Origin of the sequence: Tistlia sp. (genome assembly GCF_040905785.1) — a bacterium.
In the GTDB taxonomy this organism is placed as follows: Bacteria; Pseudomonadota; Alphaproteobacteria; order Kiloniellales; family DSM-21159; genus Tistlia.
This window is the reverse complement of the sequence record NZ_JBBDQW010000066.1, coordinates 59,232-85,789: the sequence shown is the minus strand read 5'-3', so window position 1 is coordinate 85,789 and position 26,558 is coordinate 59,232. Positions and strand designations below refer to the sequence as shown.

At 71.0% G+C, this 26,558-nt stretch carries 24 protein-coding genes; 17 read left to right on the top strand and 7 right to left on the bottom strand.

Annotation, left to right across the window (positions count from 1 at the left end):
* Positions 1–11 precede the first annotated feature (11 nt).
* The 8 genes from WD341_RS15200 to WD341_RS15165 are packed head-to-tail and all read left to right on the top strand — an operon-like array spanning position 12 to position 8,849.
* Positions 12–2,981 (top strand): molybdopterin cofactor-binding domain-containing protein, encoded by a 2,970-nt coding sequence (locus WD341_RS15200; protein ID WP_368426326.1) that lies wholly within the window; start codon positions 12–14, stop codon positions 2,979–2,981.
* Entirely contained in the window at positions 2,978–3,802 is an 825-nt protein-coding gene (locus WD341_RS15195) for a xanthine dehydrogenase family protein subunit M (protein WP_368426325.1), read from the top strand. Before WD341_RS15200 ends, WD341_RS15195 begins: the two co-directional genes overlap by 4 nt.
* Positions 3,790–4,293: a (2Fe-2S)-binding protein gene (locus WD341_RS15190; RefSeq protein WP_368426324.1), complete on the top strand. Its 504-nt coding sequence runs from the start codon at positions 3,790–3,792 to the stop codon at positions 4,291–4,293. Before WD341_RS15195 ends, WD341_RS15190 begins: the two co-directional genes overlap by 13 nt.
* Positions 4,293–5,327, top strand: coding sequence for an MBL fold metallo-hydrolase (locus WD341_RS15185; protein ID WP_368426323.1), 1,035 nt, complete (start codon positions 4,293–4,295; stop codon positions 5,325–5,327). The genes WD341_RS15190 and WD341_RS15185 overlap by 1 nt, the downstream gene beginning before the upstream one ends.
* Positions 5,321–6,553, top strand: coding sequence for an MFS transporter (locus WD341_RS15180; protein WP_368426322.1), 1,233 nt, complete (start codon positions 5,321–5,323; stop codon positions 6,551–6,553). The genes WD341_RS15185 and WD341_RS15180 overlap by 7 nt, the downstream gene beginning before the upstream one ends.
* Before the next feature lie 7 nt (positions 6,554–6,560).
* The gene (locus WD341_RS15175; protein ID WP_368426321.1) at positions 6,561–7,520 is read left to right on the top strand and encodes an alpha/beta fold hydrolase; all 960 of its coding nucleotides are present in this window, start codon (positions 6,561–6,563) and stop codon (positions 7,518–7,520) included.
* A gap of 34 nt (positions 7,521–7,554) precedes the next feature.
* Positions 7,555–8,382, top strand: coding sequence for an alpha/beta fold hydrolase (locus WD341_RS15170; protein ID WP_368426320.1), 828 nt, complete (start codon positions 7,555–7,557; stop codon positions 8,380–8,382).
* On the top strand, positions 8,379–8,849 hold the full coding sequence (locus WD341_RS15165; protein WP_368426319.1) for a cupin domain-containing protein: 471 nt from the start codon (positions 8,379–8,381) through the stop codon (positions 8,847–8,849). Before WD341_RS15170 ends, WD341_RS15165 begins: the two co-directional genes overlap by 4 nt.
* A gap of 51 nt (positions 8,850–8,900) precedes the next feature.
* Here the strand turns inward: WD341_RS15165 and WD341_RS15160 are convergent, their stop codons facing one another.
* Both WD341_RS15160 and WD341_RS15155 read right to left on the bottom strand, forming a co-directional pair.
* Positions 8,901–11,273: a molybdopterin cofactor-binding domain-containing protein gene (locus WD341_RS15160; RefSeq protein ID WP_368426318.1), complete on the bottom strand. Its 2,373-nt coding sequence runs from the start codon at positions 11,271–11,273 to the stop codon at positions 8,901–8,903.
* A 4-nt stretch (positions 11,274–11,277) separates the two neighbouring features.
* Positions 11,278–11,730 carry a (2Fe-2S)-binding protein gene (locus tag WD341_RS15155; RefSeq protein WP_368426317.1) on the bottom strand — a complete coding sequence of 151 codons (453 nt, stop codon included), beginning with the start codon at positions 11,728–11,730 and terminating at the stop codon, positions 11,278–11,280.
* 396 nt (positions 11,731–12,126) lie between these two features.
* Here WD341_RS15155 and WD341_RS15150 point away from each other — a divergent pair, with 396 nt between their 5' ends.
* From WD341_RS15150 to WD341_RS15110, 9 genes are all read left to right on the top strand, one after another.
* On the top strand, positions 12,127–13,110 hold the full coding sequence (locus WD341_RS15150) for a TauD/TfdA family dioxygenase (protein WP_368426316.1): 984 nt from the start codon (positions 12,127–12,129) through the stop codon (positions 13,108–13,110).
* A 319-nt stretch (positions 13,111–13,429) separates the two neighbouring features.
* Complete coding sequence (locus WD341_RS15145) at positions 13,430–14,365, top strand: 3-keto-5-aminohexanoate cleavage protein (protein ID WP_368426315.1); 936 nt, start codon at positions 13,430–13,432, stop codon at positions 14,363–14,365.
* 78 nt (positions 14,366–14,443) lie between these two features.
* Positions 14,444–15,376 (top strand): amidohydrolase, encoded by a 933-nt coding sequence (locus WD341_RS15140; RefSeq protein WP_368426314.1) that lies wholly within the window; start codon positions 14,444–14,446, stop codon positions 15,374–15,376.
* Between the two features lie 13 nt (positions 15,377–15,389).
* The gene (locus WD341_RS15135) at positions 15,390–16,706 is read left to right on the top strand and encodes a nitrate/nitrite transporter (protein ID WP_368426313.1); all 1,317 of its coding nucleotides are present in this window, start codon (positions 15,390–15,392) and stop codon (positions 16,704–16,706) included.
* A 161-nt stretch (positions 16,707–16,867) separates the two neighbouring features.
* Entirely contained in the window at positions 16,868–17,947 is a 1,080-nt protein-coding gene (locus WD341_RS15130; protein ID WP_368426312.1) for a C4-dicarboxylate ABC transporter substrate-binding protein, read from the top strand.
* A 97-nt stretch (positions 17,948–18,044) separates the two neighbouring features.
* Positions 18,045–18,593 (top strand): TRAP transporter small permease subunit, encoded by a 549-nt coding sequence (locus WD341_RS15125; protein ID WP_368426311.1) that lies wholly within the window; start codon positions 18,045–18,047, stop codon positions 18,591–18,593.
* Between the two features lie 4 nt (positions 18,594–18,597).
* Positions 18,598–19,674 carry a TRAP transporter substrate-binding protein DctP gene (dctP, locus tag WD341_RS15120; RefSeq protein WP_368426310.1) on the top strand — a complete coding sequence of 359 codons (1,077 nt, stop codon included), beginning with the start codon at positions 18,598–18,600 and terminating at the stop codon, positions 19,672–19,674.
* Between the two features lie 32 nt (positions 19,675–19,706).
* Entirely contained in the window at positions 19,707–20,258 is a 552-nt protein-coding gene (locus WD341_RS15115; protein WP_368426309.1) for a TRAP transporter small permease subunit, read from the top strand.
* Complete coding sequence (locus tag WD341_RS15110; RefSeq protein ID WP_368426308.1) at positions 20,252–21,580, top strand: TRAP transporter large permease subunit; 1,329 nt, start codon at positions 20,252–20,254, stop codon at positions 21,578–21,580. The genes WD341_RS15115 and WD341_RS15110 overlap by 7 nt, the downstream gene beginning before the upstream one ends.
* 48 nt (positions 21,581–21,628) lie before the next feature.
* Here the strand turns inward: WD341_RS15110 and WD341_RS15105 are convergent, their stop codons facing one another.
* From WD341_RS15105 to WD341_RS15085, 5 genes are all read right to left on the bottom strand, one after another.
* On the bottom strand, positions 21,629–22,597 hold the full coding sequence (locus WD341_RS15105) for a cyclase family protein (RefSeq protein ID WP_368426307.1): 969 nt from the start codon (positions 22,595–22,597) through the stop codon (positions 21,629–21,631).
* Positions 22,598–22,697: 100 nt separating this feature from the next.
* Entirely contained in the window at positions 22,698–23,732 is a 1,035-nt protein-coding gene (locus WD341_RS15100; protein WP_368426306.1) for a TRAP transporter substrate-binding protein, read from the bottom strand.
* Between the two features lie 19 nt (positions 23,733–23,751).
* The gene (locus tag WD341_RS15095) at positions 23,752–24,807 is read right to left on the bottom strand and encodes a glutamate cyclase domain-containing protein (protein ID WP_368426305.1); all 1,056 of its coding nucleotides are present in this window, start codon (positions 24,805–24,807) and stop codon (positions 23,752–23,754) included.
* Positions 24,808–24,823: 16 nt separating this feature from the next.
* Positions 24,824–26,101 (bottom strand): TRAP transporter large permease, encoded by a 1,278-nt coding sequence (locus WD341_RS15090; RefSeq protein ID WP_368426304.1) that lies wholly within the window; start codon positions 26,099–26,101, stop codon positions 24,824–24,826.
* Complete coding sequence (locus WD341_RS15085; protein WP_368426303.1) at positions 26,098–26,547, bottom strand: TRAP transporter small permease; 450 nt, start codon at positions 26,545–26,547, stop codon at positions 26,098–26,100. Before WD341_RS15085 ends, WD341_RS15090 begins: the two co-directional genes overlap by 4 nt.
* Positions 26,548–26,558 lie beyond the last annotated feature (11 nt).

Genomic DNA, 26,558 nt, shown 5'->3' with positions numbered 1-26,558 from the left:
ACAGGGAGCGAATGGCGCAGGCGGTCGGCGAGAGCATGCTGCGAGTCGAGGACCCGGCGCTCCTGACCGGCACCGCGCGCTTTGCCGACGACCTGCCGGTCGCCGCCGGCACCCTCTACGCCGTGGTCGTGCGCAGTTCCGAGGCCCATGCCGAGATCCTGACCCTCGACACCGCCGAGGCGCTGGCGATGCCGGGCGTCGAGGCGGTCATCACCGGCGAAGAGGTCGCCCGCATCTCGGACCCGCTGCTGGCCGCGGTGAAGCGGCCGGAGGGCTACTGCCTGGCGATCGGCCGCCTGCGCTACGTCGGCGAGCCGCTGGCCATCGTGGTCGCGCGCAGCCGCTACGAGGCCGAGGACGCCGCCGAGCTGGTCCGGCTCGAGACGCGGCCGCTGCCGCCGCTGCTCGATCCGGTCGCCGCCGCCGAGGAGGGGGCCGCCGCCATCCACCCCGAGGTCGGCAGCAACGTCGTCCACGACCGCCGCTTCCGCTACGGCGATCCCGAGGCGGTGCTGGGCGCGGCCGACCGCGTGATCGAGATGACGGTCGACTACCCGCGCGTCCTGCCCTGTCCCATCGAGGGCTACGTCGTGGTCGCCGACTACCGCGCCGGCGACGGCATCTACGACGTGCTGGCGAACTTCCAGGGCCCCTACGGCCTGCACACGGTGATGGCCAGGGCCTTGCGCGTGCCGGGCAACCGGCTGCGCCTGCGCACGCCGCCCTGCTCGGGCGGCAGCTTCGGCGCCAAGCTCGCGATCTTCACCAACATCGTCATGATGTGCCTGGCCTCGCGCGTCACCGGCAAGCCGGTGAAGTGGGTCGAGGACCGGCTCGAGCACCTTGTCGCCTCCGGCTCGGGACCGAACCGTGTCACCCGCCTGCGCGCGGCGGTGACCGGGGAGGGCGTCGTCGAGGCGCTGGAGCTCGACCAGCTGGAGGATTACGGCGCCTGGATGCGCGCGCCGATGCCGGGCCCGCTCTACCGCATGCACGGCGCCTCCAGCGGCGCCTACCGGCTCCGCCACCTGGCGATCCGCAACCGCGTCGTGCTGACCAACAAGGTGCCGGCGAGCCTGGTGCGCGGCTTCGGCGGGCCGCAGCTCTACTTCGCGCTGGAACGGCTGATGCAGCGCATCGCCGTCGAGCTGGCGCTGGATCCGCTCGAGGTGGTCCGGCGCAACCTGATCCCCGCCGGCTCCTTCCCCTACCGCGCGCCTGCCGGGGCGCTCTACGATTCCGGCGACTACCAGGCCGCGGTCGAGCGCGCCGTCGAGGAGGGCGGGCTGGCGGAGCTGCGCCGCCGCCGCGTGGAGGCGCGCGCCGCCGGCCGGCTCTACGGCATCGGCTTCGCCGCCGTGGTCGAGCCGGGCATGTCGAACATGGGCTACCTCAGCACGCTGCTGAGCCCCGAGCAGCGCGCCCGCTCGGGGCCCAAGGATGGCGCCATCGCCTCGGCCACTGTCGAGATCGACGCCACCGGCTCGGTCTCCGTGACCGCCGACTCGGTGCCCCAGGGCCAGGGCCACCGCACCGTGCTGGCGCAGATCGTCGGGGAGGTCCTGGGCCTGCCGCCCGAGGATATCGCCGTCGCGGCCGAGCACGACACCGGCCGCGAGGCCTGGTCGGTCGCCGCCGGCAACTACTCGTCGCGCTTCGCCGGCGCCACGGCCAGCGCCGCGCACCTCGCCGCGACCCGGCTGCGCGACCGCATGGCGCGCCTGGCCAGCCAGAAGCTCAACGCCGAGCCGGAGCAGCTGGTCTTCGAGGGCGGCCGGATCTTCGCGCGCGGCAATCCCGACAACGCCGCCGCCTTCTACCGCGTCGCCGGCTCGCTGCACTGGTCGCCGGGCTCGCTGCCGGAGGGCATGCCGCCGAGCCTGCGCGAGACCGCCCACTGGTCGCCGCCCGAGCTGGCGCCGCCGACCGAGGCCGACGAGATCAACACCTCGCTCACCTACGGCTTCGTCTTCGACTTCTGCGGCGTCGAGATCGACCGCTCGACCGGCCGCCTGACGATCGACCGCTACGTCACCATGCACGACGCCGGGCGGCTGCTGCATCCGGCGATCGCCGAGGGGCAGATCGTCGGCTCCTACGTCCAGGCACTGGGCGCCAGCCTCTACGAGGATTACGCCTACGGCAGCGACGGCAGCCTGCTCGCCGGCACCTTCGCCGACTACCTGCTGCCGACCGCGCCCGAGGTGCGCGATCCCCTGGTCCTGCACCTGGAGACGCCCTCGCCCTTCACGCGGCTCGGCGCCAAGGGCCTGGGCGAGGGCAACAACATGAGTACGCCGGTCTGCATCGCCAACGCGGTCGCCGACGCGCTCGACCTCGCCGAGGTCCGCCTGCCGATCACCGAGGACCGCATCAACGCCTGGCTCTCCGGCGCCGAGCCGCCGCGCCCCGAGCGGCCGGGCGCCGCCGCCCGCGCCACGCCGGAACGCCGGGCCCGGCCGGCCGCCCTGTCCGGGCGAAACAGCTACCTCATCGCCGCCGACCGGGCAGCGGTCTGGAAGCGGCTCCTGGATCCCGACGCCCTGGCCGCCGTGATTCCCGGCTGCCGGCGCTTCGAGCAGCAGGGCGAGCGGCGCTACCTGGCCGAGGCGGTGGTGCGGGTCGGGCCGATCCGCGGCGCCTTCACGGCGCGGCTCGAGCTGTGCGACCTCGAAGAGCCGGAGTCCCTGCGCATCCTCGGCGAGGCGCAGGGCGCCCTGGGCGCGGCGCGGGGCGAGGGCCGGCTCCTGCTGGTCGAGGAGGGCGCCGGCACGCGCATCGACTACCAGTACGACATCGACCTCTCCGGCAAGATCTCCTCGGTTGGCTCGCGCCTTCTGGAAGGCGCGTCCGGCCTGCTGATCCGGCAGTTCCTCGCCGGCTTCGCGCGCCAGCTGGAGACGGCGGAGGGACCGGGCGCGGCGCCGGCCGGCCGCTCGCCCTGGAGACGGCTGCTGGCGCGCCTGGGGCTCGGCCGATGAAGCCGCCGGCCTTCGACTACTGTCGTCCGGACGACCTGGAGGAGGTGCTGGAGCTGCTCGCGCGCCACGGCGAGGAGGCCAGCCTGCTGGCCGGCGGCCAGTCCCTGGTGGCGATGCTGAACCTGCGGCTGACGCGGCCCCGGGTGCTGATCGACATCTCGCGCCTGGAGCCGCTGCGCCGCCTGGAGCGCCGCGGCGGCGCGCTGGAGGTCGGCGCCGGCGTCACCCAGGCGGCCCTGGCCGAATCCCTTCGGGACAGCGAGGATTCGCCCCTGCTGAAGCTGGCGCTGCCCTGGGTCGGCCACTATCAGACCCGCAGCCGCGGCACGATCTGCGGCTCGCTCGCCCACGCCGATCCCAGCGCCGAGCTGCCGCTGTGCCTGGCCGCCCTGGGCGGCAGCCTGCGCCTCGGGAGCGCGCGCGGCGAGCGCGAGCTGAGCGCCGAGGACTTCCAGCTCGGGCCGCTGACCACGGCGCGCGCGCCGGACGAGATGATCCTGGCGGCGCGCTTTCCGCTGCCGCGGCCGGGGCAGGGCGTCGCCTTCCGCGAGATCGCGCGGCGCCACGGCGACTTCGCCATCGTCGCCCTGGCGGCCATCGCCGAGGGCGAGGAGATCCGCCTGGCGGTCGCCGGGGTCGCCGACCGGCCGGCGGTCCGCGGCTGGCACCACGAGGAGGCGACGCTCGAGGAGGCGCTCAACGCCTTCGCCTGGGACCTGGAGGGCTACGACGACATGCACGCCAGCGCGCGCTACCGCCGCGACCTCGTGCGGCGGCTCGGACGCAGCGTCATCGAGGAGGCACGGGCATGCCGATCCTGAAGGCTGGCAGCAAAAGCGAGATCGGCTTCCACCTCAACGGCCGGGCCGTGATCGGCAGCGCCGAGCCGCGCATGCTGCTGAGCGACTTCCTGCGCCACGAGATCGGCGCCTACGGCACCCATGTCGGCTGCGAGCATGGCGTCTGCGGCGCCTGCACCGTGCAGATCGACGGGCAGCCGCAGCGCGCCTGCCTGACCCTGGCGGTGCAGGTCGAGGGCCGCAGCGTCGAGACGGTCGAGGGGCTGGCCGGGCCGGAGGGCCGGCTCTCCGTCCTGCAGGAGGCCTTCCGCGCCAACTTCGCCGTGCAGTGCGGCTACTGCACCGCCGGCATCCTGATGTCGGTGGAGGCCTTCCTGCGCGACTGCCCGGAGCCAACGGAAGAGCAGATCCGCGACCTGCTGTCCGGGCACCTCTGTCGCTGCACCGGCTACACCAATATCGTGTGCGCCGTGAAGGCGGCCGCGGCCGCCGCGGCAGCGGAGAAAACCTGATGGACGCCCCGATCAAGCTCGACTACCCGATCGCCGACTACCCTGCGGTCGACGACGCGACCGAGGTCGCGCCCGGCGTCTACTGGCTGTCGACGGTGCTGCCCTTCCGCCTGCGCCAGATCAACATCTGGCTGCTGAAGGACGGCGAGGGCTGGACCATCGTCGACTGCGGCTACGCCCGCGAGGACGTGCGCGCGCACTGGCGGGCGGTCTGGCAGCGCTACCTGGGCGGCCGCCCAGTCACGCGGCTGGTCGTCACGCACTTCCACCCCGACCACCTGGGCAACAGCCGCTGGATTTGCGACACCTGGGGCCTGCAGCCCTGCATGACCGAGAGCGAGTGGCTGCACGGCCAGCTCGCCGTGCTCGATCTCCATACCGACAGCGTCGGCCAGCGGCTGCGCTTCTACGCCGCCCACGGCCTGGACGAGGCCCGCCTGGCGCGCTTCCGCGACGAGGTCGTGCCCTATTCCGACGGCGTCGAGGTGCCGGAGTCCTACAGCCGCATCGCCGAGGGCGACCGGCTGGAGATCGACGGCTTCGAGTGGCGGGTCATCGTCGGTCACGGCCACGCGCCCGAGCACGCCAGCCTCTATTGCGAGGAGCGCGCGCTCCTGATCGCCGGCGACCAGGTGCTGCCGCAGATCTCGCCGAACATCAGCGTCTGGCCGCCTGAGCCGGACGCCGACCCGCTGCAGGGTTACTTCGAGACGATCGGCCGGCTGCGCGCTGCGGTACGGCCCGACACCCTGGTGCTGCCCTCGCACCGCAAACCCTTCTACGGCATCCATCCCCGGCTCGACGAGCTGGAGCGCCACCACCGCGAGCGGCTGGAGGCGACGCTGGCGGCGGTCGGCGAGGGCGAGACCTCGGCCGGGGCGGTGGCGAACACGCTGTTCCCGCAGGATCTCGACGGCCACCAGATCGGCTTCGCCATGAACGAGACCCTGGCGCACCTGAACTATCTGATGCATGCAGGGCGCCTGGCGCGGCGCCGCGACGCCGAGGGCCGCTTCTGGTTCCGGCGATGCTGAAGGGGCAGGCCAGGGGCGTCGGCGGGCTGCCGGCCGGGGCGCTGCTGACGCTGCTGTGCGGCGGCGCGATCCTGACCCTGGCGGTCGGCATCCGCCAGGGCTTCGGCGTCTTCCTGGTGCCGATCTCCGCGACCTTCGGCTGGGAGCGGGAGGTCTTCGGCTTGGCGGTCGCGATCCAGAACCTGGTGTGGGGCGTCTTCCAGCCCTTCTTCAGCATCGCCGCCGACCGCTACGGCGCGCGCCGGGTCGTCTTCGCCGCGACCCTGCTCTACGGCGTCGGCCTGTGGCTGCTGTCGGTCGCCGGCAGCGAGGCCGTCTTCTACCTCAGCGCCGGGGTGCTGCTCGGCCTGGCGCTGTCGGGCACCGGCTTCGTCATCATCATGGGTGCCGTCGGCCGCGCCTTCCCGGACCGCAACCGCGGCCTCGCGCTCGGCGTCACCGGCGCCATGGGCTCGCTCGGGCAGTTCGCCATGCTGCCGATCGGGCAGGTCCTGATCGCCGATCTCGGCTGGCGCGGCGCGGCGAGCGCGCTCGCGGTGCTCGCCATGGGCTGCGCGCTGCTCGCCCTCGGCATGGGCAAGGCTCCGGTGCGCGGCGACGTCGCCTCGAGCTACGCCGCCATCGGCACCGCGATCCGCGCGGCCGGGCGGCACCGGGGCTTCTTGCTGCTCAACCTCGGCTTCTTCGTCTGCGGCTTCCAGATCACCTTCATCATCGGGCACCTGCCGGCCTACCTGCAGGACGAAGGCCTCAGCCCCTCGGCCGCGGCGGTCGCGGTTGGGCTGATCGGCCTGTTCAACATCGCCGGCTCGCTGCTGTGGGGCGGGCTCGGCGACTGCTGGCCCAAGAAGTACCTGCTGTCGCTCATCTACCTCGGCCGCGCGGTGCTGATCGTGGCCCTGGTCGCGCTGCCGCCCTCGGTCGAGCTGGCCTACCTCTTCACCGCCGGCATGGGCGTGCTCTGGCTCGGCACGATCCCGCTGACCGGCGGGCTGGTCGCCGACATCTTCGGCGCGCGCTACCTGACCTCCCTGTTCGGCCTGGTCTTCTTCGGCCATCAGGTCGGCGCCTTCCTCGGCGTCTGGCTCGGCGGCCTCGCCTACGACCACTACGGCAGCTACGACGCGATCTGGTGGATCGGCGCGGCTCTGAGCCTGGTCGCGGCAGCACTCCACGTGCCGATCGACGACCGGCCGCTGCAGCGCCAGGCGGCGGCGACCGCATGAGGACCCCATGAAGCAGGACGACACGACAGGCGGACCGGGAGGCTCCGAGAGGGCAGGGGGCGCCTCGCCGCCGGCGCCCCGCGAGACCCTGGAGCTCATCATGGACGACGGCGCGGCGATCCGGGTGCGCTGCCACGGCAGCCCGCGGAGCCCGCGGCTCTACGTCAGTCACGGCAACGGCTTCGCGGTCGACGGCTACCTGCCGTTCTGGGGGCCGCTCGCCGAGCGCTACGAGGTCGTCGCCTTCGACATGCGCAATCACGGCCGCAACCCGCCGGCCGGGGCCGACGGCCACCACTATCCGCAGATGGCCCGCGACCTGGCGCAGGTCGTCGCCGGCGTCGAGGCGGCGCTGGGCGCCCGCCCGAGGGTCGGCGTCTTCCATTCGATGTCGGCGCGCGCCGCCATGAAGCAGGCGGTGCAGGGGAGCGCCCCCTGGGACGCGCTGCTGCTCTACGACCCGCCGAACGTGCCGCCCCGCGAGCATCCGCTCTACGAGCCGATGCGCGCCTTCGAGCTCAGGCTCGTCGAGTTCGCCCTGAACCGGCCGGAGCGCTTCGCCGCGCCGGAGGAGCTTGCCCGCAGCTACGCCGAGAGCCGCGCCCACCGCTCCTGGGTCGGCGACTCCCACACGCTGATGGCGCAGGCGCTGCTGCGCAGGGACGCCGCGCGCGGCGACTGGGTCCTGTCCTGCCCGCGCGAGTACGAGGCGGCCATCTACCTGGCGGCCCTGACCCTCGACCTCTGGCCCGCGGCGTCGGCCCTCGGCTGCCCGACCCTGCTGGTCGGCGCCGACCCGGAGCGCCAGGGCGGGCCGCCCACGGGCCGGACCAACCAGGCGCTCGCCGCCGAGCAGGGCTACCGCTACGAGGCGGTGCGCGAGACCGGTCACCTGCTGCAGATCGAGCGGCCCGAGGAATGCCGCCGGCTGCTGCAAGAATTTCTCGGGGGCCTCGGGATTGCCTAGCGGCCTTGTCTACGACGGGAAGGAGACAGCGGACATGATGGTCACGGTCGGCGACACCGACTTCCACTGCCGGGTCGAGGGTCCGGAGGGCGCGCCCTGGATCACGCTCTCCCACGCCCTGGCCAACAACCTGACGCTCTGGGACGAGGTCGCGGCGCGCCTGAAGGACCGCTACCGGGTGCTGCGCTACGACCAGCGCGGCCACGGCCTGACGCGGGCGGTGCCGGGGCCCTACAGCTTCGACCAGCTGGTCGGCGACGTCGTCGGCCTGTGGGATGCCCTCGGGGTCGAGCGCAGCCACTGGGTCGGACTCTCGATCGGCGGCATGATCGGCTACGGCCTCGCGATCGCGCACCCGGGGCGCCTGCTGTCCCTGGTCGCCTGCGACTCGCGCCCCGACGCGCCGCCGGACTACGCCGACTACTTCCAGTACCGGATCGACAGCGCCCGCGAGAAGGGCATGGCCGGCCTGGCGCAGCCGACGGTCGAGCGCTGGTTCACGCCGGAGAGCGTCGCCGCCGAGCTGCCGGTGCTCGAGCGGGTGCGCGAGATGATCCGCACCACCGACCCCGTCGGCCACGAAGGCTGCTGCCGGGCGCTCAAGACCCTGGCCTTCGGGCCGCGACTGCACCGCATCAGGACGCCGACGCTGATCCTCGGCGGCGAGCGCGACAAGGGCGCGCCGCCCGAGGCGCTGGCCGCGGCGGCGGCGAAGATACCCGGCGCCGAGCACGCCGTCATCCCCGGCGCCGGGCACCTCACGGTCCTGGAAAACCCCGAGGCGACGCTGGCGGTGATCGAGCGCTTCCTCGCGGCCCGGGCTCAAGAGGCCGAGACAACGCAAGAAGGAGAGACAGGATGAGCGAGCAGACCTACCAGGAGCGCGTCACGATCGACGGCAAGAACGTCGTGATCTCCCATGACCGCCCGCCGGTGCAGAACGCTGGCATTCTGGAGCGCGCCGAGATCTTCCGGCTGATCAACATCTTCTCGGAGCAGTTCACCCCCAGCAACCTGGACAAGGCCGACGGCACGCCGCTGCGCCTCTACAGCTCGGACCACGTCAAGATCGACGTCTCCAAGCGGCGCAAGCACGACATGTCCTTCTGGCACCGCAACGTCGATGCCCACGAGATCATCTTCTGCGTCCAGGGTGCGCTGCGCTGGGAGACCGAGATGGGAGTCAAGACCATGCACGCCGGGGACATGCTGATGATCCCGCGCGGCATCGCCCATCGCTCGCTGCTTTGCGAGGACTCGACCGACGACAACGTCCTGCTCGAGCTCAAGATCTCCGACGAGCTGACCTACGTCGGCGAGCCGAAGTAGCGCAGGAGGCGGAGCCCCGCCGGCGGCTCCGCCTACCGCCCTCGCTTCGCCTCAGTCGACCGTTGCCCCGAACGGCAGGTCCCGCAGGCGCTTGCCGGTCGCCGCGAAGATCGCATTGCCGAGCGCCGGCGCGAAGGGTGGCACGCCCGGCTCGCCGACCCCGCTGGCGTGGACCGAGAAGGGCTGCGGGACGATGTGGACGCCGACCTTCTCCGGGTAGCTGCTCATGCCCGCCATCTCGTAGTCGAAGAAGTTGGACTGCTCGACGCGCCCCTCGGCGTAGGTGATGGCCGAGTGCAGGGCGAGGGTCATGCCCATGACGGCGGCACCCTGGATCTGCGACTCGACCCGCTCGGGGTTGGCGCAGAAGCCGCAGTCGATGGCGGTGTGCACCTCCGGCACCGAGATGGCGCCGTCCGCGCTCACCTTCACGCGCACCACCGTCGCGACGTAGGAGACGAAGCTGCGGTGGGCGGCGATGCCCAGCCCCTCGCCCTCGGGCAGGCTGCGGCCCCAGCCGGCCTTCTCGGCGGCCAGCTCGACGACGCCGCGCAGTCGCCCGGTGTCGATCGGGAACTCCTCGTAGGGCTCGCCGTAGTTCCAGAAGTCCTCCGGCATGCCCGCCGCCTTGGGGTTGATGACCCGGGCGGGGCCGATCAGCTCCAGCAGCATGTCCTTCGGATCGCGGCCGAGCTCGTGGGCCAGCTCGCCGACGAAGGACTGCACCGCGAAGGCGCGCGGCACATTGGAGACCGCCCGGAACCAGCCGATGCGCGTGTGAGCCATCGCCTGGCCGTTCTCGCAGGCGATGTTGGCGATGTCGAAGGGCATGTCGACGAGGCCCATGCCCTGCTCGATCGGGAACTGGTAGCCGGAGTCCGGCGCGAAGGTCGAGAGGATCGACGGCGCGACCGAGCGGTGGCGCCAGCCGGTCACCCGGTCCTCGGCGTCGAGCGCCGCCTCGATGCGCTCCACCGAGGCGGTATGGTAGAATCCGTGCCGGACGTCGTCCTCGCGGCTCCATTGCAGCTTGACCGGGGCGCCGACCGCCTTGGAGACGAGCGCTGCCTCGAGCACGTAGTCGCACTTCGACTTCCGGCCGAAGCCGCCGCCGAGCAGCGTCACATGAACGGTCACCGCCTCGATCGGCAGGTGGAGCAGGGCCGCGAGGTCCTCGCGGGTCCCGTAGGGGCTCTGCACCGGCGCCCAGACCTCGGCCTTGTCGGCGGTGACGTGGGCGACCGCCACCGGCGGCTCCATCGGGGTGTGGATCATGTGCGGCTGGTAGTACTCGGCCGAGACGACCCTGGCGGCCGCGGCGAAGGTGGCATCGGGGTCGCCCTGCTTGCGCAGCGGCTTGCCCGGCCGCTTCGCCGTCTCCGACATCTCGGCCCGGAAGGCGGCGCTGTCGTAGCCGCCGTGCGGGCCGTCGTCCCATTCGATCTGAAGCGCCTCGCGGCCCTGCAGGGCGGTCCAGGTGTTGTCCGCGACGACGGCGATGCCGCCGAGCGGAGCGAACTTGGCCGGGGGCAGCGAGCCCTCGATCTCGACGACGCCTGAAACGCCCGGGACCTGCAGGGTCTGCGCGGCGTCGAAGCTCTTGACCGTGCCGCCGACCACCGGCGGGCGCGCGACGACCGCGTACTTCATGCCGGGCAGCTGCACGTCGGCGCCGTAGACGGCCTTGCCCGTGGTGATGTCGTGGAGGTCGACCATGCCGACCTCGCCCTTGCCGATGTAGCGGAAGTCGGCCTCCTCCTTGAAGGCCAGGCTGTCCAGGGCCGGAACCGGGTGGGCCATCGCGGCCTTGGCGAGGGCGCCGTAGCCGAGACGCCTGCTCGAGTCGCCGAGGTGGACGACCTCGTGGTTCTCGGCCTTGACCTGGCCGGGATCGACGCCCCACTCCTCGGCCGCCGCCGCTTCGAGCATCGTCCGCATGGCGGCGCCGCACTGGCGCATCGGCTGCAGGAAGTGGCGCAGGCTGCGCGAGCCGTCGGTGTCCTGGTTGCCGTACCGCGGCTCGTCGCCGGGCGCCTGCACGACCTTCACGCGGGACCAGTCGGCTTCCATCTCGTCGGCGACGACCATCGGCAGGCTGGTGCGCGAGCCGGTGCCCATCTCGGCGCGGTGGGCGACGATCGTCACCGTGCCGTCCTCGGCGATGGCGACGAAGACGTGGGGGTCGGCGACGGTGCCGTGGGGCATGGCGTCGCCGCCGGTCGGATAGGTCTGCATGGCTTCGGCCGGCAGCACCCTGAGGGCGACGGCGAAGGCGCCGGCGAGGCCGGTCAGCTGCAGGAAGCGGCGACGGTCGATCTTCTCCAGGCTGCCGGACAGGGCGGCGAGGGGGGCGGACGTCCCGTGGACTTCGGATGTGCCGGCGCGCGCGCGCGCGGACAGGTCCTGGTTCAGATATCCCAGCATGGCCCTAGGCTCCCTCGACCACTTGGCGGACCGCGGCGTGGATGCGCTGGTAGCAGCCGCAGCGACAGATGTTTCCGGACATGGCCTCGGTGATCTCGCCGTCGTCGGCGGCCGGGTTCATGGCGACCAGGGCGGCCGCCTGCATGATCTGGCCGGTCTGGCAGAAGCCGCACTGCGGGACGTTGAGCGTCCGCCAGGCCTGCTGCACCGGATGCTCGCCCGCCGGGTCGAGGCCCTCGATCGTCACCACGGCCTTGTCGCTGGCGTCGGCCAGGGTGATCAGGCAGGACTGCACGGCCTCGCCCTCGAGGTGAACGGTGCAGGCGCCGCACAGGCCGACGCCGCAGCCGTACTTGGCGCCGGTCAGGCCGAGGGTGTCGCGCAGGTACCACAGCAGCGGCATCGAGGGGTCGCCCTCGTGGCTCCGCGCCTCGCCGTTTACGGTAAGGTTGATCATCGTCGGTTCTCCCTGCTTGGCCGCGCCGTTGACCGGCACCGGCCGCGTGGCCTTCGAGGCCGCTTCGTCACCTCGCCCACTTCCGCGGGCGATCGGGGCGCCGGCGGGCAGGCTCTACTGCTTGGACAAAAGATCCGTCGGACACAGCAATCTCGGACGCATGGATCGTGGTCGGCGAGGGTCGCGGAGCCGGGCGGCGACGCGCCTCTGCCGTTCCCAGGCGCCACGAGGACGCCGGCGCGTAGTTTACCACACTTTTTGCGCTTATCACCCCCGTCCCGCGGGAGGCTCGAACCTTGCGGGAGCCAGGCGCGCGGGCCTCGCCGCCTTGCCCCGCCCTCCGGCGACACCCTAGGATCGGCGCCCCTGTGATCGGCAAGGCCACGAGACACGACGATGCACGTTCAGCCCCTGATCGAAGACCAGCCGATGCCGATGCTCGCGGCCCCCGAGGCCGGCGCCGAGCACACGGCCGAGGCGGCGGCGCGCTGGGCGGCGGCCCACGCCGCGGCGATCGAGGCGCTGGTGAGCCGGGTCGGCGCGCTGGTGATCCGCGGCTTCGCGATCGACAGCCCCGCCGCCTTCCGGGCGGTCTGCCAGGCGATCCGCCCGGACCTGCGCAACTACGCCGGGGGCGATTCGCCGCGCACCAGCCTTGCCGAGCAGGTCTACACCTCGACCGAGTATCCGGCCGGGCTGGAGGTGCTGCTGCACAACGAGCTGTCCTACGCCGGCTGGTCGCCCAGCCGTGTCTTCTTCGGCTGCCTCGAGCCGGCGCGCTCCGGCGGCGAGACCCACCTCGCCGACGGCCGCCGGATCTACGACGCCCTGCCGGCGGCGCTGCGCGAGCGCTTCGAGAGCCGCGGCATCGTCTATCTCCAGCACCTCTGGGACGCCGAGGGCGCGCCCGGCATCGGCAAGAGCTGGCAGGAGACCTTCGAGAGCCGTGACCGGCGCGCGGTGGAGCGCTACCTCGAAGGCGCCGGCATGGGCTACGAATGGACCGACTTCGGCCTGCGCACCCGCGCGCGCCACGCGGCAGTGCTGAGGCATGCCGTGACCGGCGAGCGCTGCTGGCACAACCAGGCCGACCAGTGGCACCGCGCCTTGGGCGGCGTGAAGGTCTCCTTCGGCGCCAGGGACGATCCGCGCTGCGACCCCGCGACCGCCGGCGAGGCGACCCTGGGCAACCATGTCGTCTTCGGCGACGGCGGCGAGATCGATCCGGCCGAGCTGGAGACGGTGCAGGCCGTGACGCGCAGCTGCGAGGTGCTGTTCCCCTGGCAGGCCGGCGACGTCATGGTCGTCGACAACGTCCTGGCCATGCACGGCCGCAAGCCCTTCGCCGGCCCGCGCCGGGTCGTGGTGGCGATGGCCTGAAGGGCAGCGTCGCCTGGCGTGCCAGGCCAGTCTCGCGGGTGACGTTGCCCGATTCCTGGGATGCTCGTCCTCCCCTCCTGAACGCTGCCGTCCAATTGCATCCGTCGAGGCAGGCGTGATAAAGGAGTTACGCAATCGATTGCGCAACTCTGCGAGGCGCTATGGCCGGCCGCTTCACCTCCGGGCCAGACACGAGAGTGACGGCGGCCGCCTGGACGGGCGCCGGAACCGACTACGCGGGCAGACGCCCTGCGTCCGCGGTGCCTTCGGGACGCTCGGGGCAATCGGCAACTCAACGGCTGGAAGGCTAGACGGACCCATGGCGGCAAAACGCAAAATCATCATCACCTGTGCGGTAACGGGCTCGATCCACACGCCCTCAATGTCCCCTCATCTGCCGGTGACGCCGGACGAGATCGCCGAGGCCGGCATCGCCGCGGCCGAGGCCGGGGCCGCCGTGCTGCACCTGCATGCACGCGACCCGAAGGACGGCCGCCCCTCTCAGGACCCCGAACTCTTCCGGCGCTTTCTGCCACGCATCAAGCAATCCTGCGACGCGGTGGTGAACATCACCACCGGCGGCAGCCCGAGCATGAGCGTCGAGGAGCGCCTGCAGCCGGCCCTGCAGTGCAAGCCGGAGATCGCCTCTCTCAACATGGGGTCGATGAACTTCGGACTGTTCCCCATGCTCGATCGCTTCAAGGACCTGAAGCACGACTGGGAGCGCCAGCATCTGGAGAACAGCCGCGACCTGGTGTTCAAGAACACCTACCAGGACATCGAGTACATCCTGCGTTCCTGCGCCGATAACGGCACGCGCTTCGAGTGCGAATGCTACGACACGGCGCACCTGTACAATCTCGCCTACTTCCTCGACGCCGGCCTGATCCAGCCGCCGATCTTCGTGCAGACGGTCTTCGGCATCCTCGGCGGCATCGGCGGCCATCCCGAGGACGTCATGCACATGAAGCGCACGGCCGACCGGCTGTTCGGAGAGGAGGGCTATGTCTGGTCCGTCCTCGGTGCCGGGCGCAACCAGATGACGGTTGCGGCAATGGCGGCGGCGCGCGGCGGCAACGTCCGCGTCGGCCTGGAGGACTCGCTGTGGGGCGGCCCGGGCCGCCTGGCGGAGTCCAACGCCGAACAGGTCGCCAAGGTGCGCACGCTGCTCGACAGCCTGTCGCTCGAGGTTGCGACGCCGGCCGAGGCGCGGGCGCTGCTGCAGCTCAAGGGCGGCGACCAGGTCGGGTTCTGAGGTCCGGCCGCTCGAGGCTGGGCAATGAGCAGGAGCGAGCCGGCATCGAGCCGCGCCGTGGCCGCAAGGGAGAGAAATATGTCCGAGACGACGCAGGCGGTGGTTGACGACGGCATCGACAAGATCGATCCGCACCATCACATCTGGGACCTTCAGCGCAACTACCACCCCTGGCTGATCGACCCCAATCCGCCGCGCCGCGTCTACGGCGATTCGACGCCGCTGCGCCACGACTACCTGATCGGCGACTACCTCGCCGATGCGGCAAACCAGAGGATCGTCAAGTCTGTCTACCTGCAATGCGGCTGGGACCCGAGCGACCCGGTCGCCGAGACCCGCTACGTGCAGGAGGTCTCCGACGCCCATCCCCAGGGCTTCCCGCACGCCGTCGTCGCGCACGCCGACCTCGACGCCGACGACGTCGAGACGCTGCTGAAGGGGCACTGCCAGTTCCCGCTCATGCGCGGCGTCCGCATGCTGCTGAATTGGCACGAGACGCCTCATTATCGCTGGTCGGCGCGGCCAGACTACATGAGCGATCCCAAGTGGCTGCGCGGCTACGAGCTGCTCGGCAAGTACGGCTTGTCCTTCGACTGCCAGCTCTATCCGCACCAGATGCCGGAAGCCGCCGCCGTCGCGGCCCGCTTCCCTGAGGTGCCGATGATCGTCAACCACACCGGCATGCCGGTCGACCGCGACGCCGCCGGCGTCCAGCGCTGGCGCGACGGCATGACGGCGCTGGCCAGCCACCGGCATGTGGCGGTCAAGATCTCCGGCCTCGGCATGGTCGACCACCATTGGACCGAGGAGTCGATCCGGCCCTTCGTGCGCGACACGATCGAGATTTTCGGCGCCGACCGGACGATGTTCGCCAGCAACTTCCCGGTCGACAAGCTCAAGGGCAGCTTCGACCGGCACTACGAGGCCTTCAAGTCGATCGTCGGCGACCTGCCGCTGGCCGATCGACGCAAGCTCTTTCACGACACCGCGCAGCGCGTGTACCGGCTCTAGGCCGGGCGGGAGCGTGAGCGGGCGGACCCCCCAACCGGGATCGGCGCCGGGGTCGGGACCCGCATCGGGGCCGCGCGGCGAGCTGGCGTTCTGGATCACGGTCTTCCTGCCGTTCTCGGCGGGCGCCTTCCTGTCGAACCTGTTCCGCTCGGTCAACGCGGTGATCGCGCCCGACCTCAGCGCCGCCCTCGGCCTCGGGCCGGCCGCCCTCGGCTTTGTCACCGCCGCCTACTTCGTCACCTTCGCCGGCTTCCAGATCCCGCTCGGCATCCTGCTCGATCGCTTCGGTCCGCGCGCGGCGCAGGCCGCGCTGCTGCCGTTGGCGGCGCTCGGCGCGGCCGTCTTCGCGCTGGGCGACGACATCGTCACCCTGGCGATCGGTCGCGGCCTGATCGGCCTGGGCGTCTGCGGCGCCGTGCTCGCCTCGCTGAAGGCGATCACGCTCTGGTATCCGCCGTCGCGCCTGGCCTTCGCCAACGGCGTCTTCATGGCGGCGGGCAGCGCCGGCGCGCTGGCCGCGACGACGCCGGTCGAATGGGCGCTGACGATGACCGACTGGCGCGGCGTCTACGGCGCCCTGGCGCTCGCGGTGCTCGGCTCTGCGCTCTGGGTGTGGATCGCCGTGCCGCGCGGTGGCCGCAGCGCGCCGGGGGCGGGGGCCCCGACCATGGGCGCCGCGCTCGGCGCGGTCTACGGCAGCCGCTTCTTCTGGCGCATCGCCCCGGTCTGCGCGATCAGCTGTGCCGCCAACCTCGCGCTTCAGGGGCTGTGGGCGGGACCCTGGCTGAGCGATGTCGCCGCTCTGGATCGCCCGGCCGTCGCAGTCCATCTGCTGGCGCTGGGGGCCGCCCTGACCCTCGGCTTCGCCGTCATGGGGCTGCTCGCCGACCTGCTCGGCCGGATCGGCGTGCCGACCCTGGCGGTCATCGCCGGCGGCCTGCTGGTCAACCAGGCCGCCCAGCTCGGGCTGGCCCTCGAGGCGGTGGAGCTGGCCCTGCCGCTATGGATCCTGGTCGGCCTGTTCGGCCAGTTCGGCTCGCTCGGCTTCGCGGTGCTGGCCCGGCACTTCCCACCCTGGCTTGCCGGCCGCGGCCTGACCGGGCTCAGCTTCATGATCTTCTTCGGCGCCTTCCTGCTGCAGTACGGCGTCGGCGCGCTGATCGAGGGCTGGGCGCCGACTCCGGCGGCGGGCGCGGGCTATCCCCGGGCAGCCTACCAGGCCGCCCTGTTCGGGCTGCTGGCGCTGCAGGTCCTGGCCCTGATCTGGGCGGTCCTGCCGCGGCGCCGCGACCAGCGCCGAGGACCGGGCGGCACCGCGGGCAGGTGTTAGAACGCAATCGATTGCGTTAGGCATTGACGGCCTATTGCAGGGCCCCTTAGCATGGAGAACAGTGAAGCCTGCGGGGTCTTCGGGAATGCAGGCGCAATCGTTTGCGTTCCCGGATCCGCGAATCAAGGCCGCGTCAGACGGCCGCAACGGGAGAGCGATCCATGCGAGACACCCTGTTCGGACTTGCCGGAGGGCTGCTGCTGTGCGGCGCCCTGACGGCCGGCGCCCAGGCGGAGGACACGATCCGCTGGCGGATGACCACCATCGTTCCCGAGACCTCGAACTTCTATCAGCTGTTCGCCCTGCCGCTGGTCAAGCGGGTCGAGGAGCTGACGGACGGCCGGGTCGTGATCGAGCCTTATCCGGCCGGTATCATCGCGCCGTCCTTCGAGGCTCACGACGCGGTGCTCGACGGCACCGCCGACGCGGTCCAGGCGCCGCCGATCCACCTCGTCAACCGCGACCCCGCGAACGCGCTGGTCGGCACGATCCCCGGCGGCATGGGGCCGGACGCGCTGATGCACTGGATGTACCAGGGCGGCGGCAAGGAGCTGCTCGCCGAGTTCCGGCGGGAGACCCTGGGCCTGCACTCGATCCCGGCCGGCCTCGGCGGCAGCGAGCTCCTCGCGCATGCCCACAAGCCGATCCGCACGGCCGAAGACCTGAAGGGCGTCAAGTTCCGCACCGCCGGGGCCTTCGCCGAGATTCTGAGCGAGCACTTCGACGCAGCGACGACGGTCGTGCCGGGCTCCGAGGTCTACGCCATGATGGAGCGCAAGGCGATCGATGCCACGGAGTGGTCCGGACCGTCCGAGAACCGGGTCGCGGGGCTGCAGGAAACCGCCAAGTACATCATGTACCCGGGCTCGCAGACCAACGCCTTCTTCATGGAGTTCGCGGTCAAGCAGGAGACCTGGGATGCGCTGCCCGAGGACCTGCAGACCAAGATCGAGGCGGCCGCGCAGCTCGCCACCATGGACACGCTGCTGGCCTTCGACGCCCGCGACATGGAGGCCTGGGCCGAGCTCAAGAAGGGCCGCAACGAGATCGTCCGGATCGACGACTCCCTGATCCAGGACATCCGCGAGGCGGGACGCACCTGGGCCTATGCCAAGGCCGAGGAGCAGGAGGCCGCGGGCAACCCCTGGATGGGCCGGATCGCCGACTCCTACTACGCCTTCTATGACAACTGGCTCGAGAACGCCGAATTCCGGGCCATCGACGTCAAGAGCGCGGACTGATCCCGGGGCCGTGCCGGGGCTGACCTGCCGCACGGCGCGGCGGGTACGGATCCCGGCCGGCACCCGCGGCCTTCACGATCCCCGGGAAACCTGCCCCATGATCGCCAGGGTCATCGGCTTCTGCGACGGCATCTCGAAGGCGCTGCTGCGCGTCGCGGTGCTGCTGCTCGTCGCGCTGATCGGGGTGACCACCTACGAGGTGGTCTCCCGCTACGCCTTCTCGGCGCCTACCGTCTGGGGCTTCGACGTCATCTACCTGCTGAACGGCGCGCTGCTCGCCCTCGGCGTCTCCCACGCGCTCCTGGCGAACGAGCACGTGCGCATCGACGTGCTCTCGAGCCGCCTGCCCAAGGGCCTGCAGCGCGGCGTCGGCGCGGCCTTCTATATCCTGCTTTTCCTGCCAGCCGTCGGCCTGCTGACGCAGGTCGCGATCGAGGCGACCTGGCACGCCTATGCGACCGCCGACCGCGTCCTCAGCAGCGCCTGGCGACCCTACAAGTGGCCCTTTTTCCTGCCCCTGGCCATCGGCCTGGCGGCGCTTTGGCTGCAGAGCCTGGCGGAGACGCTGCGGCTCCTGCTCGGCATCGAATCGGGCGCCTGCCGCCGACCCGACACGCCAAGCCCGACAACCCTTCACTGGAGATGACATCATGTTGACGAACCGCGTAAAGGCGCCGCTGGCCGCCCTTGTCCTGCTCGGCTTCGGCGCCTCGGGCGCCGCCGCCCAGGAAACCATCAAGTGGAAGATGAACACCTGGGTCCCGGAGACCTCGGCGCTCTACCAGCTCTTCGCGCTGCCGCTGGTGAAGCGGGTCAGCGAGCTGACCGACGGCCGGCTCGAGATCACGCCCTACCCGGAAGGCGTCATCGCCCCCTCGCTCAAGGCCCACGAGGCCGTGATGGACGGCACCGCGGACGCCGTGCAGGCGCCGCCGATCCTGCTCTATGGACGCGATCCGGCGAACGCGATGTTCTCGGTCTGGCCCGGCGGCATGGGCCCCGACGCGCTCTATCACTGGATGTACCAGGGCGGCGGCAAGGAGCTGCTCGCCGAGTTCCGCGCCGAGATGGGCCTCCACTCGATCCCTTCCGGCCTCGGCGGCAGCGAGCTGCTCGGCCACAGCCACGTGCCGATCCAGACCGCCGAAGATCTGAAGGGCATCAAGTTCCGCACCCTCGGCGCCTTCGCCACCCTGCTCGAGCGCTACTTCGAGGCGACGCCCACCGTGGTGCCGGGCTCCGAGGTCTACGCCATGATGGAGCGCAAGGCGATCGACGCCGCCGAGTGGTCGGGACCGGCCGAGAACATGATCTCGGGCCTGCACGAGACCGCGAAGTACGTCATCTACCCGGGGCCGCAGACCAACGCCTTCTTCATGGAGTTCGCGGTCAAGCAGGAGACCTGGGACGCGCTGCCCGAGGATCTGCAGACCAAGGTCGAAGCGGCCGCGCAGCTCGCCACCATGGACACGCTGCTGGCCTTCGACGCCCGCGACATGGAGGCCTGGGCCGAGCTCAAGAAGGGCCGGAACGAGATCCTGCGCCTCGACGACGAGCTGATCGCCAAGTTCCGCGAATCCGGTCGTGCGCTGGCCTTCGAGGTCGCGAAGGAGCAGAGCGAGAAGGGTAGCGACTGGATGCAGCGCACCGCCGATTCCTACTATGCCTTCTACGACAACTGGCTCGAGAACGCCGAATTCCGCGCGATCGACGTCCAGGCGAAGTGACCGACGGGCGACCCGGAGGAGCGCGGGCGGGGATGCTGGCGAAGCCGCTGGCGGCGGTCGACGCCCTGTCGACCCTGCTCCTCCGGATCTCCCTGCTGCTGCTCGCGGCCCTGGTCGCGGTCAACGCCGTCGAGGTGGTGGCCCGCTACCTGCTGTCGGAGCCGACGATCTGGGCCTACGACCTGGCGACCCTGCTCAACGGTGCGCTGTTCATGCTCGGGCTCGCCTACACCCTGCGGGTCGGCGGCCATGTCCGCATCGACGTCTTCGCGGCGCGCCTGCCGGCCAGGCTGCAGCGCGGCCTCGTGGCCGGCTTCCTCCTGCTGTTCCTGCTGCCCTGCCTGGGCTTGATGGCGTCGGTCGCGGTCGAGCAGGCGCTGGCCGCCCTGGCCAGCGGCGAGCGGCTGCTGTCCGCCTGGGAGCCGCCGCTGTGGCCGGGCTACCTGGCGATCGCCGTCGGCCTGACGGCGCTGCTGCTGCAGACCCTGGCGACCGCGCTGCGCAGCCTGACGGAAGACCGCGATCCCCTTGCGCCCCGCGGCGCCGCCTCGCCGCCGACCGAGGACGTCCCTGACCGATGCTAGACCACTGGCTTCCAGCGCTGATGTTCCCGGCCCTCTTCCTGCTGGTGTTCCTCGGCATCCCCGTCGCCTTCAGCCTGATCGTGATCGCGATGGTGTTCGGCTATGCCTTCTTCGGCGACATGATCGGCGTCCAGGCCTTCCGCTTCCTCGACAGCGTCGCCTCGACCTACATCCTGGCGGCGATTCCCCTGTTCATCTTCATGGGCGCGATGCTGGAGCGCTCCGGCATCGCCGAGCGGCTGTACCGCACGATGCGGCTATGGCTCGGCGGTCTGCCGGGCGGCCTCGGGCTGGCGACCATCGCGATGTGCGCGATCTTCGCCGCCGGCACCGGGATCGTCGGCGCCGTCGAAGCCCTGGTCGGCCTGATGGCGATCCCGGCGATGATGAAGATGAACTACGACAAGGGCCTGATCACCGGCACGATCTGCGCCGGCGGATCGCTCGGCACGATCATCCCGCCCTCGATCGTCGCGGTCATCTACGCCAACGCCGCCCAGATCTCGATCGGCAAGGCGATGGCCGGAATCATCCTGCCCGGCCTGCTGATGGTCCTGCTGTTTCTCGGCTACATCCTGATTCGCTGCCTGATCCAGCCCTCGGCGGGGCCGCCGATCAGCGCCGACGAGGAGGGCGGCCGACCGCCGATGCGCAAGCTGCTGGTGATGACCGCCGAGGCGCTGCTGCCGGCGCTGCTGCTGGTGCTCGCCGTGGTCGGCTCGATCCTGGCGGGCATCGCCTCGCCGACCGAGGCCGCCGGCCTCGGCGCCGTCGGCACCGTCGTCCTGGCGATCGCCTACCGCACCTTCACCTTCAAAATCCTGATCGAGGCGCTGAAGCAGACCATCAGCATCAACGCCATGATAATGCTGATCGTCGTCGGCGGCACGATGTTCACGAGCATCTTCCGCGCCAACGGCGGCGCCCGCATGGTCGAATCGCTGGTCGGCGCCATCGATCCCTCGCCGGCCGGCCTCATCGTGCTGCTGCTGGTGATCGTCTTCCTGCTGGGGTGCGTGCTCGAGTGGGTCTCGGTCGTGCTGATCTGCGTGCCGATCTTCGTGCCGCTGCTGCGCATGGCCGGCGTCGACCCGCTGTGGTTCGGCATCATGATGATCGTGGTGATCCAGACGTCCTACCTGACGCCGCCGATGGCCCCCGCGATCTTCTATCTCAGAGCCATATCGCCGCCGGAGATCACCTACGCCGACATGTACCGCGGCGTCGTGCCCTTCGTGATCTGCCAGCTGGTCGTGCTGCTGGCCGTCGCCCTGATCCCCGGCCTGGCGACCTGGCTGCCGGAACAGCTGGTCGGCTTCTGACGGGGGAGCGCCTGCGGCCGGGGCGCCCGGCCCAGGCCGCCCGACCCGCTACTTCAGGGCGATCGGATTGACCGGCGAGCCGACCGCGCCGGTGAAGGGCAGCGGCTGGGCAACGAACAGGAACTCCCAGCAACCGTCAGCGGCGCAATCGGCGGCGAGCGCGTCGAGGGCGAAGATCTCGCCGACGGTCAGGCCCATGTTGGGGATCGCGACCCAATGCCAGGGCCTGCGGAGGCGCTCGGTCGCCTCGGGCCGGACCTCGACGCCGAAGGTGTCGGTCGCGACCGCGGCGAGCTCTCGCTCGTGGATCCAGTCGAGGGTGTCGAAGGCCAGGCCCGGCGCCGGCCCGCCGGCGTAGAAGCCCCAGTCGCCGCCGTCCAGGCGCGCCTGGAGCTGGCCGGTGCGGACCAGCAGGAAGTCGGCGCGGCCGACCTCGACGCCCTGCTCGGCGGCGGTCAGCTCGAGCTCCTCGGCGGTGATGCCGTAGCCGTCGGGCAAGGTCGCGACGTCGTGCCAGCGCGCGACGTCGAGAAGCACGCCGCGCCCGCAGACGCGGTCGCGAATCTCCTGGATGCCGCAGCGCGCCGCGCCGTTCGAATCGACCTGCCGGATGTCGTAGCCGTTGTACATCTGGTCGTCGTAGAAGACGTGGCTCAAGGCGTCCCACTGGGTGCCGCCCTGCAGGGGCATGATCACCGCGTCGTCGGCGTAGCGCAGGCCGTCCTTGTCCTGCAGTCCGGCGTAGGCGTCGACGCCGGACTGGATCATGTAGTGAATCGGGTTGAAGCGGCCCTTGCGACCGAACTGGGGCCCCCGCCCGTCGAAGGGCAGGGCCAGCGAGAAGCTGCGGCCGCGGCGCACCAGCCCGGCCGCGCGCACGATGTCCTCGGGCGTGACATGGTTGAGCGTGCCGACCTCGTCCTCCTCGCCCCAGCGTCCCCAGTTGCGCAGCTCCAGGCACTTGGCCCGGACCTCCGCTTCGCTCAGCCGGTCCGCCGGCCGCGCCACGTCTCGCATATCGATCCTTCCCTCGCGCATCTTCCTCGACGACGAACGACAGCCCGCCGCCGGTGCCCCCCCCCCCCCCCCCCCGAAGCTCACCTGGCCGCCCCCCGGATCAGAGGCCTTCGCCGATCGCCTCGATCTTGTCGAAGATCTCCTTGCCGCCGACCTGGTCGTAGAACTGCGGGTAGATCTGCTTGGCGATCTCCTGGAAGGGGCCGATCTCCGGGTGGGTTACGGTCTTGCCTTGCGCCTTCCACTCGGCCTCGATCTTCTCGCTGTAGGCTTGGTCGGCCGCGCGCTGCTCGACGCGCGCCGACTTCTCGGCGGCGGCGATGGCGCCGCGCAGGTCCTCGGGCAGGCTCTGCCACCAGGCCTCCGACACCGTGAAGGGGAACAGCAGCACGACGTGGTCCGTCACGGCGGCGTAGTCGAGCACTTCGATGTGCTTGAACTCGAGCTGCGCCGGCAGGCTGCCGTCGATGCCGTCGATCGTGCCCTGCTGCAGTGCCGTGTAGACCTCGTTGATCGACATCGGCACCGGCGTCGCGCCGAGAGCCTTGTAGAGCGCGATGAAGGGCGGCGACTCCATGGTGCGGATCTTCAGGCCCTCGTAGTCGGACGGCTTCTCGATGGCGCGCACCGAGTTGGAGGTGTTGCGCGTGCCGATGGTCCACCAGCCGAGGACGCGGAAGCCCTTCTCCAGCATCTTCTCGTTGAACCATTCGCCGACCTCGCCGTCGACCACGCGGAAGGCGTGCTCGGGGCTCTTGAAGAGGAACGGCAGGTTGAAGAGGTCGGCCTCGGGCACGAAGGCGCTGAGCGGTCCGGTCGTCGCCAGCACGCCGTCGAGCGTGCCCAGCTGCAGGGCCTCGTAGAGCTGCCGCTCGCCCTTGCCGAGCGTGCCCTTGTGGACGGTCAGCTCGAAGCGGTCCGGGTAGGCGCCTTCGAGCTCCTGCTTCATCAGGTCGGTGCCGACGTAGACACTCGAGGTGTCCGCCACCACGGCTGCAATCCGCATCTCGACCAGGTCGGCCGCGAGGGGCCGCCCGGGCAGGGCGGCGCCGAGCAGGGCGGCGGTGCCGAGCGCGCTGGCCCACAGCAGCTCACGGCGGGAACAGCCGCTTCGCATCTTCGAGGTCCTGTTCATCGTCAATCCTCCCGTCTGGTTATGTGGTGCCTGTCGCGGCACCTTCGCGCCCTTCGATAAGCGGGGTGGAGAAGGGCGAGGGGTTGCGCGCCGAGCGGGCGCGATAGGCCTCCTGCAGCAGGGTCGCGAGGGCGGCATGCACGGCCGCGCCGATGCCGTCGGCACCTGGCTCGGCGCGCCCCGACATCCCATCGACGCCGCCGGCCGCGACCGCGGTCTCGGCGAGCGCAAGCTCCAGCTCGGCGCTGTGCAGCAGCTCGGGCTGCTCGAGCAGCGCGGCGAGGCAGGCGACGAGGCCGTAGGCGCCCCAGTTCGAGACGGTCGCCGGCAGCACCAAGCTGCTGGGCGTGGTGTCCGCGGCGAGCGCGCCGCGCGGCAGGATCGCCGCGACGATGTCGGTGACCGGCCCGAAGCCGAGCTCGTTGCCGCGGTCGCCGATGCCGATCGAGGCGATGCCGCGCCGTCTGCAGGCCGTCATCAGCGGCACGGCCTTGCCGATGCCGTCGCTGAGGTCGGTGCCGTTGACCATGCAGTAGCGGCCCTCGGCGTTGGCGCCGTTGCGCTCGATCGACACCACGGCCCGAACGTCGAGTCCTTCCAGGGTGTGCTCGGCCCAGGCCGCGGCCTCGGCCTCGCCCGTCGGAATCGCCAGGACCGCCGCCGCGGGCCGGTGGCCGGCGCCGGCTGCCAGTGCCTCGGGCGCGACGACCTGGAGGCCGGCGCGGCGCAGCAGCGCCGCCAGCAGGCCCGCCAGCTCGGCCTCGCAGGCGACCGCGACCGGCCGCTCCAGGCCGAAGGCCAGCGCGCGCGCCAGCACCGCGGCACCGAGCGGCCCGTCGGTCTCGCCGTAGGGATGGTGGCCGGGCAGGATCAGGCCGGTCGCGATCAGCGCGCTGCCGCCGTCGTTCAGGCGCTCGGCGAGCAGCCTGGCTCCCTGAAGCGACAGCGGTCCGCCGCCCTGGCGCTCGCGTGTCCGCTCGAACAGAGGCCCGATCACGCCGTAGGACAGCAGGTCGCAGGAGATCAGCGCGTCGACGTTGAGGCCGATCTGATGGAGCAGCGCTTCGCTGGCCATGGCGTTCCTCCCCCGCCTACTCGAAGGCCAGGCCGGGCAGCCACAGCGTCAGGCCGGGCACCAGGTTGACCAGGACCAGCAGGCCGAGCAGGGCCAGCAGCATCGGCCAGGCGGCGCGCACGTAGCGCTCGACGCTGACGTTGCCGATGGCGCAGGTCACGAACATGCCGAGGCCGACCGGAGGGGTCAGCAGCCCGATCGCCAGGTTGAGCGTCATGATCACGCCGAACTGGACCGGGTCGATGCCGAACTGGGCGAGCGCCGGGACCAGGATCGGGGTCAGCAGCACCAGCACCGCCGTCACCTCGAGCACGCAGCCGAGCAGGATCAGCAGGACGTTCGTCAGGAGCAGGAACAGCAGGGCGCCGCCACCCAGCACAGCGAAGAACTCGGTGACCAGCGCGCCCGCCTGCATCAGCGCCAGCGCGAACTGCAGGATGCCGGCGGCGGCGATGGTCAGCATCACCGTGCCGAGCACCATGATCGATTCGCGCAGCGCGAAAACGATCGTCCGGCGGTTGAGGGTCCGGTAGACCAGCAGCCCGATCAGCAGCACGTAGACGACCGCCACGGCGCCCGCCTCGGTGGGTGTGAAGGCGCCGGCGACGATGCCGCCGATGACCAGCACCGGCAGCGTCAGGTCGAGCAGCCCCAGGCGCAGGGCGCGCACCATGACGCGCAGCGGCGCGCGCGCGGTGTCGCTGCCGTAGCCCTTGGCGCGGGCGGTGAAGTAGGCGACGGCCATCAGGAACAGACCGAACAGCACGCCCGGTATGGCGCCGGCCAGGAACAGCTGCCCGACCGAGACATTGCCGAGGTGGCCGTAGATGATCAGCATGATGCTCGGCGGAATGATCGGCCCGATCGCCCCGGCGGCGGCCGAAAGCGCCACGGCGAAGCCGGCGTCGTAGCGGTCCTCCTTCATCGCCGGGATCATGACGCTGCCGAGCGCCGCCGCGTCGGCGGTGCCCGAGCCGGAAACGCCGGCCATCAGCATGCCGGCCATGATCATCGCGTGGGCCAGGCCGCCGCGAATGTGGCCGATCAGGCTGCGTGCCATCGCGACGAGCCGGCCGGTGACACCGGCCGCGTTCATCAGGAAGCCGGCGAGGACGAAGAAGGGGACGGCGAGCAGGGGGAAGGAATCGAGGCTGTCGACGAGCTGCTGGGGCGCGACCATCATGCTGATCCGCGGCTCGAAGCTCAGGTAGACGAGACCGACTCCGATCATGCTGAAGGCGATTGGAACGCCGAGCAGCAGCAGCAGAAAGAATCCCCCGAACAGCAGCGTCACGGCAGCGTCTCCGAGTGGCGGGCGGCGTCGTCCCGCGGCCGGACCAGATCGCGCAGCAGGTAGAAGGAGATCAGGGCGAAGGAGACCGGCACGCTGGCGTAGACCGCGCTCATCGGCACGCCGAGTGCCGGCGACGTCTGGCTGTCGAAGAAGAGCGTCAGGCGGACGCCGTAAAAGCAGACGGTGACACTGGCCAGAAGGCAGAGCAGTGCAATCGCTTGCGTCCCGTAACGACCGAACCGTCGGGACAGAAGCTCGACCTTGAAATGCTGCCGATGTCGCGCCGCGACCACCGCTGCAATAAAGGACGTCCAGACGAGCAGAAACCGGGCGAGCTCTTCTGTCCAGGTCAGGCCGAGGTTCAATAGAAACCGGTCCAGTACACCGATAACGGTGACCACGATCAAACCCACAAGAAGGCCCATCGCGGCCCAGTCGATGATCATTGCCCAGTCTC

Bases quoted from the DNA above. Each gene is read 5' to 3' on its own strand.
- WD341_RS15125 (WP_368426311.1), top strand. From the start codon at position 18,045: ATGATCGCCAGGGTCATCGGCTTCTGCGACGGCATCTCGAAGGCGCTG.
- WD341_RS15085 (WP_368426303.1), bottom strand. From the start codon at position 26,547: ATGATCATCGACTGGGCCGCGATGGGCCTTCTTGTGGGTTTGATCGTG.
- WD341_RS15105 (WP_368426307.1), bottom strand. From the start codon at position 22,597: ATGCGAGACGTGGCGCGGCCGGCGGACCGGCTGAGCGAAGCGGAGGTC.
- WD341_RS15160 (WP_368426318.1), bottom strand. From the start codon at position 11,273: ATGCTGGGATATCTGAACCAGGACCTGTCCGCGCGCGCGCGCGCCGGC.
- WD341_RS15185 (WP_368426323.1), top strand. From the start codon at position 4,293: ATGGACGCCCCGATCAAGCTCGACTACCCGATCGCCGACTACCCTGCG.
- WD341_RS15195 (WP_368426325.1), top strand. From the start codon at position 2,978: ATGAAGCCGCCGGCCTTCGACTACTGTCGTCCGGACGACCTGGAGGAG.
- WD341_RS15200 (WP_368426326.1), top strand. From the start codon at position 12: ATGGCGCAGGCGGTCGGCGAGAGCATGCTGCGAGTCGAGGACCCGGCG.
- WD341_RS15110 (WP_368426308.1), top strand. From the start codon at position 20,252: ATGCTAGACCACTGGCTTCCAGCGCTGATGTTCCCGGCCCTCTTCCTG.
- WD341_RS15180 (WP_368426322.1), top strand. From the start codon at position 5,321: ATGCTGAAGGGGCAGGCCAGGGGCGTCGGCGGGCTGCCGGCCGGGGCG.
- WD341_RS15130 (WP_368426312.1), top strand. From the start codon at position 16,868: ATGCGAGACACCCTGTTCGGACTTGCCGGAGGGCTGCTGCTGTGCGGC.
- WD341_RS15175 (WP_368426321.1), top strand. From the start codon at position 6,561: ATGAAGCAGGACGACACGACAGGCGGACCGGGAGGCTCCGAGAGGGCA.
- WD341_RS15155 (WP_368426317.1), bottom strand. From the start codon at position 11,730: ATGATCAACCTTACCGTAAACGGCGAGGCGCGGAGCCACGAGGGCGAC.
- WD341_RS15165 (WP_368426319.1), top strand. From the start codon at position 8,379: ATGAGCGAGCAGACCTACCAGGAGCGCGTCACGATCGACGGCAAGAAC.
- WD341_RS15150 (WP_368426316.1), top strand. From the start codon at position 12,127: ATGCACGTTCAGCCCCTGATCGAAGACCAGCCGATGCCGATGCTCGCG.
- WD341_RS15145 (WP_368426315.1), top strand. From the start codon at position 13,430: ATGGCGGCAAAACGCAAAATCATCATCACCTGTGCGGTAACGGGCTCG.
- WD341_RS15190 (WP_368426324.1), top strand. From the start codon at position 3,790: ATGCCGATCCTGAAGGCTGGCAGCAAAAGCGAGATCGGCTTCCACCTC.
- WD341_RS15140 (WP_368426314.1), top strand. From the start codon at position 14,444: ATGTCCGAGACGACGCAGGCGGTGGTTGACGACGGCATCGACAAGATC.
- WD341_RS15095 (WP_368426305.1), bottom strand. From the start codon at position 24,807: ATGGCCAGCGAAGCGCTGCTCCATCAGATCGGCCTCAACGTCGACGCG.
- WD341_RS15115 (WP_368426309.1), top strand. From the start codon at position 19,707: ATGCTGGCGAAGCCGCTGGCGGCGGTCGACGCCCTGTCGACCCTGCTC.
- WD341_RS15100 (WP_368426306.1), bottom strand. From the start codon at position 23,732: ATGAACAGGACCTCGAAGATGCGAAGCGGCTGTTCCCGCCGTGAGCTG.
- WD341_RS15170 (WP_368426320.1), top strand. From the start codon at position 7,555: ATGATGGTCACGGTCGGCGACACCGACTTCCACTGCCGGGTCGAGGGT.
- dctP (WP_368426310.1), top strand. From the start codon at position 18,598: ATGTTGACGAACCGCGTAAAGGCGCCGCTGGCCGCCCTTGTCCTGCTC.